This is a genomic window from Streptococcus oralis subsp. oralis, assembly GCF_000960035.1.
Classification (GTDB): Bacteria; Bacillota; Bacilli; order Lactobacillales; family Streptococcaceae; genus Streptococcus; species Streptococcus oralis_G.
Window position 1 is genome coordinate 189,201 of the sequence record NZ_JYGR01000005.1, and the last position, 14,352, is coordinate 203,552.

17 protein-coding genes are annotated in these 14,352 nt (G+C 41.5%); 14 read left to right on the forward strand and 3 right to left on the reverse strand.

The genetic code is table 11. From position 1 onward, the window contains the following. Positions 1–38 precede the first annotated feature (38 nt). The 14 genes from rplK to TZ92_RS04095 all read left to right on the forward strand — a co-directional run bounded on the left by rplK (position 39) and on the right by TZ92_RS04095 (position 10,966). Positions 39–464 carry a 50S ribosomal protein L11 gene (rplK, locus tag TZ92_RS04030; protein WP_001085808.1) on the forward strand — a complete coding sequence of 142 codons (426 nt, stop codon included), beginning with the start codon at positions 39–41 and terminating at the stop codon, positions 462–464. A gap of 97 nt (positions 465–561) precedes the next feature. After that, on the forward strand, positions 562–1,251 hold the full coding sequence (gene rplA, locus TZ92_RS04035) for a 50S ribosomal protein L1 (protein ID WP_001085675.1): 690 nt from the start codon (positions 562–564) through the stop codon (positions 1,249–1,251). 483 nt (positions 1,252–1,734) lie between these two features. Next, positions 1,735–2,493, forward strand: a complete 759-nt coding sequence (locus TZ92_RS04040) for a class I SAM-dependent methyltransferase (RefSeq protein WP_033629389.1) — start codon at positions 1,735–1,737, stop codon at positions 2,491–2,493. An 86-nt stretch (positions 2,494–2,579) separates the two neighbouring features. Continuing rightward, positions 2,580–3,092 (forward strand): adenine phosphoribosyltransferase, encoded by a 513-nt coding sequence (locus TZ92_RS04045; protein ID WP_001049316.1) that lies wholly within the window; start codon positions 2,580–2,582, stop codon positions 3,090–3,092. 186 nt (positions 3,093–3,278) lie between these two features. Then, positions 3,279–4,223 (forward strand): homoserine O-acetyltransferase MetA, encoded by a 945-nt coding sequence (metA, locus tag TZ92_RS04050; RefSeq protein WP_033629391.1) that lies wholly within the window; start codon positions 3,279–3,281, stop codon positions 4,221–4,223. 8 nt (positions 4,224–4,231) lie between these two features. Beyond that, positions 4,232–4,909, forward strand: a complete 678-nt coding sequence (locus TZ92_RS04055; RefSeq protein ID WP_000220747.1) for a DnaD domain-containing protein — start codon at positions 4,232–4,234, stop codon at positions 4,907–4,909. Between the two features lie 96 nt (positions 4,910–5,005). Next, a complete protein-coding gene (gene tpiA / locus TZ92_RS04060) occupies positions 5,006–5,764 on the forward strand; it encodes a triose-phosphate isomerase (RefSeq protein ID WP_000087899.1) in 759 nt (252 codons plus the stop codon). Positions 5,765–5,956: 192 nt separating this feature from the next. Next, the gene (locus TZ92_RS04065; protein ID WP_000229895.1) at positions 5,957–6,475 is read left to right on the forward strand and encodes a Dps family protein; all 519 of its coding nucleotides are present in this window, start codon (positions 5,957–5,959) and stop codon (positions 6,473–6,475) included. A gap of 211 nt (positions 6,476–6,686) precedes the next feature. After that, positions 6,687–7,025, forward strand: a complete 339-nt coding sequence (locus TZ92_RS04070) for a zinc ribbon domain-containing protein YjdM (RefSeq protein WP_001061580.1) — start codon at positions 6,687–6,689, stop codon at positions 7,023–7,025. Positions 7,026–7,027: 2 nt separating this feature from the next. After that, positions 7,028–7,651 (forward strand): Pr6Pr family membrane protein, encoded by a 624-nt coding sequence (locus TZ92_RS04075; RefSeq protein WP_000775204.1) that lies wholly within the window; start codon positions 7,028–7,030, stop codon positions 7,649–7,651. Positions 7,652–7,763: 112 nt separating this feature from the next. Further along, positions 7,764–8,915, forward strand: coding sequence for an MFS transporter (locus tag TZ92_RS04080; RefSeq protein ID WP_033629392.1), 1,152 nt, complete (start codon positions 7,764–7,766; stop codon positions 8,913–8,915). Between the two features lie 99 nt (positions 8,916–9,014). Beyond that, the gene (gene truA, locus TZ92_RS04085) at positions 9,015–9,764 is read left to right on the forward strand and encodes a tRNA pseudouridine(38-40) synthase TruA (protein ID WP_033629393.1); all 750 of its coding nucleotides are present in this window, start codon (positions 9,015–9,017) and stop codon (positions 9,762–9,764) included. After that, positions 9,754–10,527, forward strand: coding sequence for a bifunctional hydroxymethylpyrimidine kinase/phosphomethylpyrimidine kinase (locus TZ92_RS04090; protein ID WP_033629394.1), 774 nt, complete (start codon positions 9,754–9,756; stop codon positions 10,525–10,527). The genes truA and TZ92_RS04090 overlap by 11 nt, the downstream gene beginning before the upstream one ends. Then, a complete protein-coding gene (locus TZ92_RS04095; protein ID WP_033629395.1) occupies positions 10,505–10,966 on the forward strand; it encodes an ECF transporter S component in 462 nt (153 codons plus the stop codon). The genes TZ92_RS04090 and TZ92_RS04095 overlap by 23 nt, the downstream gene beginning before the upstream one ends. 42 nt (positions 10,967–11,008) lie before the next feature. On the opposite strand, the gene TZ92_RS04100 is transcribed toward TZ92_RS04095, so the two are convergent. The 3 genes from TZ92_RS04100 to murT all read right to left on the reverse strand — a co-directional run bounded on the left by TZ92_RS04100 (position 11,009) and on the right by murT (position 14,344). Continuing rightward, positions 11,009–12,091: a M24 family metallopeptidase gene (locus TZ92_RS04100; RefSeq protein ID WP_033629396.1), complete on the reverse strand. Its 1,083-nt coding sequence runs from the start codon at positions 12,089–12,091 to the stop codon at positions 11,009–11,011. A gap of 127 nt (positions 12,092–12,218) precedes the next feature. Continuing rightward, a complete protein-coding gene (gatD, locus tag TZ92_RS04105; RefSeq protein ID WP_033629397.1) occupies positions 12,219–13,001 on the reverse strand; it encodes a lipid II isoglutaminyl synthase subunit GatD in 783 nt (260 codons plus the stop codon). Further along, positions 13,001–14,344, reverse strand: a complete 1,344-nt coding sequence (gene murT, locus TZ92_RS04110) for a lipid II isoglutaminyl synthase subunit MurT (RefSeq protein WP_033629398.1) — start codon at positions 14,342–14,344, stop codon at positions 13,001–13,003. The genes gatD and murT overlap by 1 nt, the downstream gene beginning before the upstream one ends. Positions 14,345–14,352: the final 8 nt, after the last annotated feature.

Sequence of the window (14,352 nt, forward strand, 5' to 3'; positions counted from 1 at the left end):
CTCTAATTACCGCCAAAACCACAAAGGAGGATTTAAAAATGGCTAAAAAAGTCGAAAAACTTGTAAAATTGCAAATCCCTGCTGGTAAAGCTACACCAGCTCCACCAGTTGGACCTGCTCTTGGTCAAGCTGGTATCAACATCATGGGATTCACAAAAGAGTTCAACGCTCGTACAGCTGACCAAGCTGGGATGATCATTCCAGTTGTTATCTCAGTATACGAAGACAAATCATTTACTTTCGTTACAAAAACACCACCAGCTGCTGTTCTTTTGAAAAAAGCTGCAGGTGTTGAAAAAGGATCAGGTACACCTAACAAAACTAAAGTTGCTACAGTTACTCGTGCACAAGTACAAGAAATTGCAGAAACTAAGATGCCAGATTTGAACGCAGCAAACATTGAGTCTGCAATGCGTATGATCGAAGGTACTGCTCGTTCTATGGGATTCACTGTTGTTGACTAATCAATAACACCCCCAATATAACCCGCAAGACTTCATCATTTCGAGAAGTGACGTGGGAGATGAAAATCGATTGAACCACTTACAAGGAGAATAGAAAATGGCTAAAAAAAGCAAACAACTTCGTGCTGCTCTTGAGAAAATCGACAGCACAAAAGCATACAGTGTAGAAGAGGCTGTAGCACTTGCAAAAGAAACTAACTTTGCAAAATTTGACGCAACTGTAGAAGTTGCTTACAACTTGAACATCGACGTTAAAAAAGCTGACCAACAAATCCGTGGCGCAATGGTATTGCCAAACGGTACTGGTAAAACTTCACGCGTTCTTGTTTTTGCACGTGGTGCAAAAGCTGAAGAAGCAAAAGCTGCTGGTGCAGACTTTGTTGGTGAAGATGACCTTGTTGCGAAAATCAACGACGGTTGGTTGGACTTCGACGTAGTTATCGCTACACCTGACATGATGGCTCTTGTTGGACGTCTTGGACGTGTCCTTGGACCACGTAACTTGATGCCAAACCCTAAGACTGGTACTGTAACAATGGATGTTGCTAAAGCAGTTGAAGAGTCTAAAGGTGGTAAGATTACTTACCGTGCTGACCGTGCAGGTAACGTTCAAGCAATCATCGGTAAAGTATCATTTGAAGCTGAAAAATTGGTTGAAAACTTCAAAGCTTTCAACGAAACAATCCAAAAAGCAAAACCAGCTACAGCTAAAGGAACTTACGTAACAAACTTGACAATCACAACTACTCAAGGTGTTGGTATCAAGGTTGACGTAAACTCACTTTAATTAACAGATTTTTAAAAACGAGTACGAAAGTGCTCGTTTTTTAGGTACGACGGGCATTCCGTTCATCCGAGGTGTAAGTCCTCTGTGGCTACCATATACTAGTAAACCCAAAAGTGATTCCCAAGCCTGACTATTGTGAGTAACTGATCGAACGGCATTAGGATAGACTGTTTAAGTCTGACGTTGGAAATAAGAATCGGCTGAGAAAGAGATAGAGAAATCTTGGCTATACGAATAGGCACGTGATAGTAAAGCGTATATAGCGGATAAGGAGGCCAGCAACTCTAAAGTACAAATATGTAGTCGTAACCTAAATGCGTAAACTACGTGAGCAATTGAATTCGAACTAGAGAGGTGATTAATAGATTTATGCTATAGTCATGGCAGCTTGTATGCTTTTGATTCTAGTTTATCAAATAATAGATTAGAATTGTCGGATAATATAATTTTATGTTATAATGAAGAAAAAATAGAGGTGTTCAAATGTCAGAAGCAGGTCATAAGTTTTTAGCAAAACTGGGAAAAAAACGCTTACGTCCAGGTGGAAAACGTGCTACAGATTGGTTAATTGCGGAAGGAGGATTTTCAAAAGAAAAGAGAATACTAGAAGTTGCGTGCAATAGGGGAACTACAGCAATTGAGTTGGCACAGCGTTTTGGTTGTAAGATAACTGCTGTTGATATGGATGGACAAGCCTTAGAAGTGGCTAAAAAATCTGCTGAAACGGCAGGTGTTGGTCATTTGATCAGATTTGAAAGAGCAAATGCAATGAAACTTCCTTATGAAGATGCTAGTTTTGATATTGTTATAAATGAAGCTATGCTGACTATGCAAGCCGATCAAGCTAAGAAAAAATGTGTAATGGAGTATCTAAGGGTTTTAAAACCTGAAGGTCTTCTTTTGACACATGATGTGCTTCTTAAGGAAGCTAAAGAGTCTGTCAGACAGGAATTGTCACAAGCAATTCATGTAAATGTAGGTCCTTTAACTCAAGATGCTTGGGAACAGGTGATGATAGAATCAGGTTATCGTGATGTGAAAATATTGACTGGTGAAATGACATTAATGAAATTATCAGGTATGATTTATGACGAAGGTTGGCTAGGAACTTTGAAAATTTGCGTAAATGCTTGTAAAAAGGAGAATAGAAAGCAGTTTTTAACTATGTATAAAATGTTTGCTAAGAATAAACAGAAATTGGGCTTTATTGCTATGGCTAGTTATAAATCGTCAAATCGTTAGATAATTATTGAAGTTAACTTTTCCTTTTTTCTTTCTTAAAAAATGTGCTATAATAGAGAGTAAAAAACTTTGAAAGAAAGAAAAAGATGAATTTAAAAGATTATATCGCAACGATTGAAAATTATCCTAAGGAAGGCATCACCTTCCGTGATATCAGCCCTTTGATGGCAGATGGAAATGCATATAGCTACGCTGTTCGTGAAATTGTTCAGTATGCAACCGATAAGAAAATCGACATGATCGTGGGACCCGAGGCTCGTGGATTTATTGTTGGCTGCCCAGTTGCTTTTGAGTTGGGAATTGGCTTTGCACCTGTTCGTAAACCAGGGAAATTGCCACGTGAAGTCATTTCTGCTGACTATGAGAAAGAGTACGGTATTGATACCTTGACCATGCATGCAGATGCGATCAAGCCAGGCCAACGTGTTCTCATCGTAGATGATCTTTTGGCAACAGGTGGAACTGTTAAGGCAACGATTGAGATGATTGAAAGACTTGGTGGAGTTGTAGCCGGTTGTGCTTTCTTGATTGAACTTGATGAGCTTAAAGGCCGTGAAAAAATCGGAGATTACGATTACAAGGTACTTATGCATTATTAATGAAAAACAGTCCTTGGGGCTGTTTTCTCTTCATCTGCTATATAAATTAACTATAGCTAGTTAGAGAAAAACTATAATTGAAAACTATATCTTCATACAGTATAATAAAGGGAAGAAGTATTTGGAGGTTTTTGCTTTCAAACAGACAACATCATTCCCGAAATAGAGAACTGTTAGGAGGGTATTATGCCGATTCGAATTGATAAAAAATTACCAGCTGTGGAGATTTTAAGGACTGAAAATATCTTTGTTATGGACGACCAACGGGCCGCTCATCAGGATATTCGCCCCTTGAAGATTTTGATTTTAAATCTCATGCCTCAAAAAATGGTAACAGAAACGCAACTCTTACGGCATTTGGCTAATACCCCTTTGCAATTAGATATTGATTTCTTATATATGGAAACACATCGTTCCAAGACAACCCGTGCCGAACATATGGAAACCTTCTATAAGACCTTCCCAGAGGTCAAGGATGACTTTTTTGATGGCCTGATTATCACAGGAGCACCAGTAGAGCATTTACCTTTTGAAGAGGTAGATTACTGGGAGGAATTCAAACAGGTCATTGAATGGTCCAAGACGCATGTTTTTTCAACCCTCCATATCTGTTGGGGAGCACAAGCAGGTCTTTATGTTCGTTATGGCGTTGAAAAGCACCAGATGGATCGGAAACTATCAGGTATTTACCCACAGGACACCTTGAAAGAGGGCCATCTTCTCTTTCGTGGTTTTGATGATCGCTATGTAGCACCTCATTCTCGTCATACAGAGGTTTTAAAAGAAGAGATCTTAAACAAGACCAATCTTGAGATTCTATCAGAAGGTCCAGAGGTTGGGGTTTCTATCTTAGCTAGTCGAGATTTGCGTGAAATTTATAGTTTTGGTCATTTGGAGTACGATCGTGACACTTTGGCAAGAGAGTATTTTCGTGATTATGAGGCGGGACTCGACCCTCATATCCCAGAGAACTACTTTAAAAATGATGATGTAAATGAGACACCTTGTCTCTGTTGGTCTTCATCAGCTGCCCTCTTTTTCAGCAATTGGGTAAACTATGCAGTTTATCAAGAAACCCCTTTTGACTGGAGAAAGGTAGAGGATGATGCGGCTGCATTTGGATATCTATAAGAGGAATTATGACATATTTTGACGCTTTTAAATCAGGGAACTTGGTTTTACCAAGTGCCCTGCTCTTGCATTTTAAGGAACTCTTTCCTTCCAGTGAAGATTTTCTGGTCTGGCAATTTTTCTATCTACAAAACACCACAGCCCTCGGAGATGTTTCGCCTAGCCAAATAGCTGAAATCATTGGCAAAGAGGTAGCAGATGTCAACCAATCTATTTCGAATTTGACTGAAAATGGTTTGCTACAATATCGAACCATTGAACTAAACGGTGAAATTGAGCTGATTTTTGATGCTAGTTTGGCTTTTGAACGCTTGGATAGCTTACTAGATAGCCAAACTCCAGCTACAACAGTCCCAAACCCGCAGAATCAGTTGAAGGATCTGGTTGAAACTTTTCAGCAGGAATTGGGACGCTTATTAACACCATTTGAAATCGAAGACCTTTCTAAGACTGTCAAAGAAGACGGAGTTAAGGCGGATTTGATCAAGGAAGCTCTCCGAGAGGCCGTTCTCAATGGCAAGCCAAACTGGAAATATATTCAGGCAATCCTACGAAACTGGCGCCATGAAGGCATTCAATCTGTTGCCCAAGTAGAGGCCAAACGAGCAGAGCGAGAAGCGAATAATCCCAAACAAGTTCAGGCTTCGGCTGATTTTCTCGATGCCATGAATTTGTGGCAAGATTAGTCGCTTGAAAAATCTTGAAAATTAGAGTAAGGTTTGCAAGCTCCTTATAAATATGATAGAATAATAGTGAATAAAATGAAAAAAGAGGTATGTGAAATGTCACGTAAACCATTTATCGCTGGTAACTGGAAAATGAACAAAAATCCAGAAGAAGCAAAAGCATTCGTTGAAGCCGTTGCATCAAAACTTCCTTCATCAGACCTTGTTGAAGCAGGTATCGCAGCTCCTGCAGTTGATTTGACAGCTGTTCTTGCTGCTGCAAAAGGTTCAAACCTTAAAGTTGCTGCTCAAAACTGCTACTTTGAAAATGCAGGTGCTTTCACTGGTGAAACTAGCCCACAAGTTTTGAAAGAAATCGGTACTGACTACGTTGTTATCGGTCACTCAGAACGTCGTGACTACTTCCATGAAACTGACGAAGATATCAACAAAAAAGCAAAAGCAATCTTTGCAAACGGTATGCTTCCAATCATCTGTTGTGGTGAGTCACTTGAAACTTACGAAGCTGGTAAAGCAGCTGAATTCGTAGGTGCTCAAGTATCTGCTGCTTTGGCTGGATTGACTGCTGAGCAAGTTGCTGCATCCGTTATCGCTTATGAGCCAATCTGGGCTATCGGTACTGGTAAATCAGCTTCACAAGACGATGCACAAAAAATGTGTAAAGTTGTTCGTGATGTTGTAGCTGCTGACTTTGGTCAAGAAGTTGCTGACAAAGTTCGTGTTCAATACGGTGGTTCAGTTAAACCTGAAAACGTTGCTTCATACATGGCTTGCCCAGACGTGGACGGAGCCCTTGTTGGTGGAGCATCACTTGAAGCTGAAAGTTTCTTGGCATTGCTTGACTTTGTAAAATAATCTAGGTTATTCCAGACAGTCTTTTAAGACTGTCTTTTTTTAAAAAAAATTCTGTATATTTTTCTTAAATTATCAGTCTATTGCAACTTTTCTCAGATAGTACATTTTCCTTGATATCATTTTCTGGTAGTAGTATACTTGTATTATAGCTACTGTGAAGTAGTTATAAAAAAATGAAAAGAGGTAAGAAATATGGTTGAATTGAAAAAAGAAGCAGTAAAAGACGTAACAACATTATCTAAAACAGCGCCAGTAGCATTGGCAAAAACAAAGGAAGTATTGAACCAAGCAGTAGCGGACTTGTATGTGGCTCACATTGCCCTTCACCAAGTTCACTGGTATATGCGTGGTCGTGGCTTCCTCGTATGGCATCCAAAAATGGATGAATACATGGACAGTCTTGATAGCTATCTTGACGAAATCAGTGAACGTTTGATTACTCTTGGTGGAAAACCTTATTCAACTTTGACAGAATTCCTTCAACACAGTGAAATCGAAGAAGAAGAAGGAGAATTCCGTAACGTTGAAGAAAGCTTGGAACGTGTTCTAGCAATTTATCGCTACCTCATCGCTCTTTTCCAAAAAGCTTTGGATGTAACTGACGAAGAAGGTGATGATGTTACAAACGATATCTTTGTTGGGGCTAAGGCTGAACTTGAGAAAACAGTTTGGATGCTTACAGCAGAACTTGGACAAGCTCCTGGTTTGTAAGATATAGTTGCTACCCCTTTTATCATGAGGTGCTTGATAAGTGCCCATGATCAATCATCTTTTAAAAGTCATGTAACTGTAAAAAGGTGCATGACTTTTTTGTTTGCTAGCCCTTAGGAAACATTGTCAAATCTAGGATTTTACGGTATAATAGTTGCTGTTCGAGAAATTTTGATTTTCAAAGAATAGTGAAATGTTATAAGGAGAACCCATGAACAACTTACCAAATTGCCCAAAATGTCATTCAGAATATGTCTACGAAGACGGAAGTCTCTTGGTTTGCCCAGAGTGTGCCTATGAATGGAATCCTGCTGAAGTTGCAGAAGTAGAAGAAGGTGTTGTTGCTATCGATGCCAATGGAAATAAATTGGCTGACGGCGATACTGTAACCCTCATCAAGGACTTGAAAGTAAAAGGTGCACCTAAGGATTTGAAACAAGGAACTCGTGTTAAAAATATCCGTATCGTAGAAGGTGACCACAACATCGACTGTAAGATTGATGGTTTTGGAGCTATGAAACTCAAGTCAGAATTTGTTAAGAAAATCTAGCCATGAAACTGAATTATAAATTTATCTTTTATAGTCGTGTGCTCTTGTTTTTAGCGGCATTTACAGGGGTTTATTTAGAAATTACCAAGCACGGTGGCTTTGGTATGCTCCTTTACTACACAGTGTTGTCCAATCTTTTGGTAACGATTTTCACGGGCTATCTGCTCCGTGTGATGAGCCGTTCAGGTGAAAATTGGCAAAGTCCGACCTTGCTTCGTCTCAAGGGTGGCGTTACCATGAGTATCATGATTACCTGTGTGATTTACCATTTTATGCTTGCTCCGATCGCGACAGACTTTTACCGTGTGGAAAATTTCCTTTGCCACTATATCGTTCCACTCTGGTTTTTAGCCGACACCCTCTTCTTTGATAAACGGGGTCAATACAAGATCTGGGATCCAGTCTTGTGGACCATCTTGCCCTTGGTTTATATGATTTTTGCCTTGTTTAATGGCTTGGTCTTAAAACTCAATATTCCGAATTCCAAGGACAATCCCTTCCCTTATTTCTTTTTAAATGTGAACAAGGGTTGGGACGTGGTTATCAAATGGTGTTTGATCATTTTTGCGGCCTATATGGTTGCAGGCTTCATCTTCTATCTGATCAAGCAAATCAAGCGAAAATAGTCTTCCTATTAGGAAAGTTAGGACGGAGTCTCTAGTTCAATCGGGCTCCTTCTTTTCTTGCCATCTTCCTTTTAAAAGGATCAACAGTGAGAAATATACAGAAAGAAAATTCATGAAACAATATTTAGAACGGGCTAGTATTTTGGCCCTCTCCCTCGTTTTGATTACCTCCTTTTCCATTTCAAGCGCTCTGCCAGCCATGTTTGACTACTATCAAGGCTACCCCAAAGAACAAATCGAGCTCCTGGTCAGTCTTCCTTCTTTTGGAATCATGATTATGCTGGTTTTAAATGGGTTTTTGGAGCGGTTATTTCCTGAGCGTCTTCAGATTAGTCTGGGACTTCTCATCCTTTCTATCGGTGGAACTGCCCCTTTCTGGTATCAGGAATACAACTTTGTCTTTGCGATGCGGATTTTATTTGGCTTGGGTGTTGGGATGATCAATGCCAAGGCCATTTCCATCATCAGCGAACGCTATCATGGAAAGACACGGATCCAGATGTTGGGGCTTCGCGGATCAGCAGAAGTTGTCGGGGCGTCGATTTTGACTCTAGTGGTCGGTCAACTCTTATCCTTGGGATGGACAGTGACCTTCTTGGCCTACAGTGCGGGATTTTTAGTATTGATTCTTTATCTGCTCTTTGTCCCTTATGGGAAAGAAAAGAAAGAAACAAAGAAAAAAGAGACCGAAACGACTCGTTTGACAGGAAAGATGAAAGGATTAATTTTTCTATTGGCTGTCGAAGCAGCAGTTGTTGTCTGCACCAACACAGCTATCACCATTCGTATTCCTAGTCTGATGGTGGAAAGAGGTCTAGGGGATGCCCAGTTATCGAGCTTGGTCTTAAGTATTATGCAGTTGATTGGTATCTTGGCAGGTGTGAGTTTTTCTTTCTTTATCTCTCTATTTAAAGAAAGATTGCTCCTTTGGTCAGGTATCACCTTTGGATTGGGGCAGATTGTGATTGCCTTGTCTCCGTCATTGGGTGTGATGGTAGTTGGAAGTGTTGTGGCAGGTTTTTCCTACAGTGTGGCCTTGACCACTGTCTTTCAGCTTCTTTCTGAAAGAATCCCAGCCAAGCTCCTTAATCAGGCAACATCTTTTGCAGTGCTAGGATGCAGCTTTGGAGCCTTTACGACACCTTTCATTCTTGGGGCGATTGGCTTGGTGACTCAAAACGGTATGTTGGTCTTCACCATTCTAGGCTGCTGGTTGATTGTCACTTCTATCTTTGTTATGTACGCACTTCAAAAGAAAGCTTAGGATTAATTTCCTAAGTTTTTCCTTCTAGGAATTTTGTACCCAGACAATTATTGGTTTTTAAACTTGTTTACACTTTTATTTCCTGATAAAATAGAAGTTATGACAAGATATAAAGCAACTATTTCCTATGATGGTTTTGCCTTTGCTGGTTTTCAGCGCCAGCCTCATGCGCGGAGCGTTCAGGAAGAAATTGAAAAAACGTTGACTAGATTGAATAAGGGGCAAGCCATCACTGTTCACGGTGCTGGTAGGACGGATAGTGGGGTCCATGCTCTGGGACAGGTTATTCATTTTAATCTGCCCTATCAGATGGATGAGGAAAAACTTCGTTTTGCTCTGGATACCCAGTCACCAGAAGATATCGATGTGATTTCAATTAAGCTTGTGGCGGATGATTTTCATTGCCGTTATGCCAAGCACAGCAAGACCTATGAGTTTATCGTGGATAGGGGGCGTCCTAAAAATCCGATGCGCCGTCACTATGCTACTCACTTTCCCTATCCCCTCGATGTGGAGCGAATGCAGATAGCTGTCAAGAAATTAGAGGGAACCCATGATTTTACTGGGTTTACAGCATCTGGAACCAGTGTAGAGGACAAGGTTCGGACTATTACAGAAGCCAGCCTTAGTGTTGATGAGACAGGCCAATTTTTGACCTTTACCTTTTCAGGAAATGGTTTCTTGTATAAGCAGATTCGCAATATGGTGGGGACGCTGCTCAAAATAGGAAATAATCGAATGCCAGTTGAGCAGATTGACTTGATTTTGGAGAAGAAGGACAGAAAACTTGCAGGTCCAACGGCTGCACCGAATGGCTTGTATTTAAAGGAGATTCGTTATGAAGAATAATCGTATTTTAGCCCTTTCTGGGAATGATATTTTTAGTGGTGGTGGTTTATCAGCTGATTTGGCTACCTATACCTTAAATGGTCTGCATGGCTTTGTAGCAGTGACTTGTTTGACGGCCTTGACCGAAAAGGGCTTTGAAGTCTTTCCAACTGACGATGCCGTTTTTCAACATGAATTGGATAGCTTACGTGATGTCGAGTTTGCAGGAATTAAGATTGGCCTTCTTCCTACTGTCAGTGTGGCTGAGAAGGCCTTGGACTTTATCAAGCAACGTCCAGGAGTGCCTGTGGTATTGGACCCCGTTTTGGTCTGCAAGGAAACGCACGATGTAGCTGTTAGTGAACTCTGTCAAGAGTTGATTCGCTTTTTCCCTCATGTCAGTGTGATTACGCCAAATCTTCCTGAAGCAGAATTGTTGGCGGGTCAGGAAATCAAAACTTTGGAAGATATGAAAGCTGCAGCGCAGAAATTGCATGATTTAGGAGCGCCAGCAGTCATTATCAAGGGAGGCAATCGCCTTAGTCAGGACAAGGCTGTGGATGTCTTTTATGATGGACAAAATTTTACAGTTCTAGAAAATCCTGTCATTCAAGGTCAAAATGCTGGTGCAGGTTGTACCTTTGCCTCAAGCATCGCCAGTCACTTGGTTAAAGGGGATGAACTTTTACCAGCAGTAGAGAGCTCAAAAGCTTTCGTTTACCGTGCTATTGCACAAGCAGATCAATATGGAGTAAGACAATATGAAGCAAACCAAAACAACTAAAATCGCCCTTGTATCCCTTTTAACTGCCCTTTCTGTGGTCCTAGGCTATTACTTGAAAATAGCAACTCCAACAGGAATGCTGACTCTCTTGGATGCAGGTGTTTTCTTTACAGCCTTTTACTTTGGCAGTAAAGAAGGAGCTGTCGTTGGAGGACTAGCAGCTTTTCTGCTTGACCTTCTATCAGGCTATCCACAGTGGATGTTCTTTAGCTTGGTAAACCATGGCTTGCAAGGATTTTTTGCAGGTTTTAAAGGGAAATGGCAATGGTTGGGCTTAGTCTTGGCTACAATCGTCATGGTAAGTGGCTATGCTCTAGGTTCTACCCTAATGAATGGCTGGTCCGCAGCCTTACCAGATATTCTTCCAAACTTCCTGCAAAATACCTTGGGTATGGTTGTAGGGTTTGTAGTTTTTCAGAGTGTCAAGAAGATAAAATAAAAAAGTCAGCTTCAATAGCTGACTTTTTGCTTGTCTCTAAGTTTAATCAAAATAAAGCAAGTCTTTGCTGGTGCTGGTAAAGAGGTCAAATCCATCTTTGGTAACAACACCGCAGTCTTCGATACGAACACCGACTTTACCAGGGATATAGATGCCTGGTTCAACAGAGAAGCACATGCCTTCTTCGATGACCATGTCATTTCCTTCCATGATAGAAGGGAATTCGTGGACATCCATACCGATACCGTGACCGAGACGGTGGTTGAAGTACTCACCGTAACCAGCTTTTTCAATGACTTCACGGGCAGCGCGGTCAACTTCATGTGCAGTCACACCTGGCTTGATAAAGTCAAGGGCAGCTTGTTGGGCTTCAAGGGTCAAGTTGTAAATGTCTTTCTTGAATTGGTCAGGCTTACCGACAGCGACCGTACGAGTCATATCTGAGGCGTAGCCATTAACCATGACACCAAGGTCAAAGAGGAGAAGGGCGTCCTTTTCAACTTTGTTTGCACCAGGAATTCCGTGCGGATTTGCAGCGTTATCGCCAGTCAAGACCATAGTATCAAAGCTCATTTCATAGCCTTCACCTTTCATGGCAAAGTCGATTTGGGCAATGATATCTGTCTCTGTTTTATCAAGAGAGATATTGTCAAAACCAACCTTAACAGCCTTATCAGCATAGATACCTGCAACCATCATTTTTTGGACTTCATCAGCTGATTTTATGAGGCGCATGCGTTGGATGCGAGGAGTGAGGTTTTCAAACTCAGCAGTTTCAAAGACCGTTTTCAAACCATGGTATTTAGTCAAGATAAGATTATCAAACTCAACAGCGACACGTTTGAAATCAAGCTGTGGAAGAGCATTCTGGATTTTCTTCCATGGGTTTTCAGAGTCCACATAGCCCACAACTGGGAAGGAAACAGTGCTGCTTGCACGTTCAACCTCAAGGGCTGGGACAAAGAGAAGCGGTTCCTGATTTGCTAGGACAAAAAGGAACATTTGGCGTTCATGGGGATCACTGTAAAAGCCAGTGAGGTAATTGATTGTGACGGGGTCAGATACAACAGCGACGTCTAGTTTTTCTGATTCAAGATATGTTACGATTTGTTGTAATTTAGACATATGCTACCTTCTTTCTACCCCTCTATTTTGGCAAAAAATGAGAGAAAATGCAAGGGAGAAGGGTAAAAGAACAGGCAAAAAGAACTCCGACAAGATAGTGGAGTTCTTTTATCTAATTTTCCTTAGTTTAAGAAAAGTCAGCCTTGCTTTTCACGTCGCTGTATTCTTCAGCGATTTCTTGACTGAGAATGTCCTCATAAGCAGGGAGTTGGATGTCCTGACCGTATTTTTTTCGGAGGGCAGTAGTAACCAGGCGATAAGCTAGATTGGCATTACGAGAGAGGATAGGTCCGTGGAAGTAGGAACCAAAGACATTCTTATAATGAACCCCTTCGCCGACCTTTTCCTCGTTGTTTCCATTTCCATAGACCACCTGTCCCAGCGGTTTTTGGTCATCTGAGAGGAAGGTACGTCCCTGATGATTTTCAAAGCCATAGTAGGTTTCATCAAAATCTTCATTGTGAATCTTGATGTCACCGATAAAGCGATTATTGGTCTGGTTGAGGGTATAGTGGCCCATGACACCGAGCCCTTCGATGCGTTTGCCTGAAGCTTCAACATAATATTGCCCCAATAGTTGGAAACCACCACAGATGGCTAGAACCACTCCGTCGTTTTGGATGTAGTTGTCAATGCTTTCTTTCTTGGCAGGTAGATCGCCTGCGATGATACTTTGTTCAAAGTCTTGACCGCCACCGAAAAAGGCAATATCATAGTGATTTTCATCAAATTTATCATGAAGAGAAACGATGTCAACCGTCACATGTGCCCCCAGTTTTTCAGCCACATACTTGAGCATAAGGATGTTTCCATTGTCCCCGTAGGTATTCATGAGGTTTCCATAGAGGTGGGCGATGTTGAGCTGATAAGGGTAGTTGCCAGCTTTTGAGGAAAGTGAAGTATAAACCATTAGTTCATCTCCTTTCTAACAATCTGACGACTAGCCAGCAGTTCACGGAATTCCAGCATGGCAGTATAGGTTGCTAGGATATAGGCATGCTTGCAGTCTTGGTTCTCAATGGTCTTGAGAACTTGTTCCAGACTGCTTGTCTCAGTGATTTTCTCAGCTGGATAGCCAGTAACTCGAAGACGGCGTGCGATTTCAGAATGACGAACACCGCCAGCGTTGATTTCAGGAATGTCCATGTCAGTGATTTGTTCAAAGTCAGCATCCCAGATCCAGCTAGTATCAATCCCATCAGCATAGTTGGCATTGAGGAGAACAGATAAACTAAATGGATAAGGAGCTAGTTTGATCATCTCGATAGCTTGAGTTGCACCGACTGGATTCTTAATCAAGACGAGAGTACATTCCTTATCACCGATATGGAAGGTTTCCTGGCGTCCAAAGACAGCACGACTCTTATCAAATCCCTGCTTGATGAGTTGGGAATCGGCACCGAGGAAACGGGCAATAGCGACCGCAGCAAGGGCATTGTAGATATTGTAGAGCCCACCGATTTGGATGCCGTATTCCTGGCCGTCAATGACAAAGCGGGAGCGATTGTTGGTCAACTCAATTAGTTCTGTCAAGCGATAGTCGAGATTAGGACGTTTGCAACCACAATTTTCACAGATATAGGCTCCCAAGTTGGCATAGGTATTGTGCTCATATTTGAGGATGCCTTGACAGTTAGGGCAGAGAATCCCTTCGGTATTGTAGTGAGCCAGTTGGGCTGGCCCTTTTTCCAAGTCAAAACCAAAATATTGTACAGGATTTGGAATAGCTGGCTTGTAGAAAAGCGGACTGTCACCATTGAGGAGAACAGTAGCCGTAGGCACCTTACGGATGGCATCCAAAATCATCTTATAAGTCGTGTAAATCTCACCGTAGCGGTCCATCTGGTCACGGAAAATATTAGTGATGACAAAAAGGCTAGGATGGATATAATCACAGATACGAGATAGACTGGCTTCGTCAATTTCAAGGACGGCAATGTTTTTTCCAGTTTTAGAAGATTTGGCAGTCAAGAAGGTTGTCGTAATCCCTGTGATCATGTTGGCACCACTAGGATTGGTTAGAACCTGACCATAGACTTCTTTTAAAATGCCGACAGTGAGGGCAGTTGTCAGGGTTTTCCCATTGGTTCCAGTGACCACGACAATCTCGTAGTTCTTAGCTAGATTTTGTAAAATATCTTTATCAAATTGAAGGGCAAGTTTTCCAGGGAGCGTACTTCCGCGACCAAGACGGCTCAAAATGAAGTGAGAAGAATGCCCAGCTAGGAGGCCCAAAGTAGTTTTTAATTTCATGTTTCTAT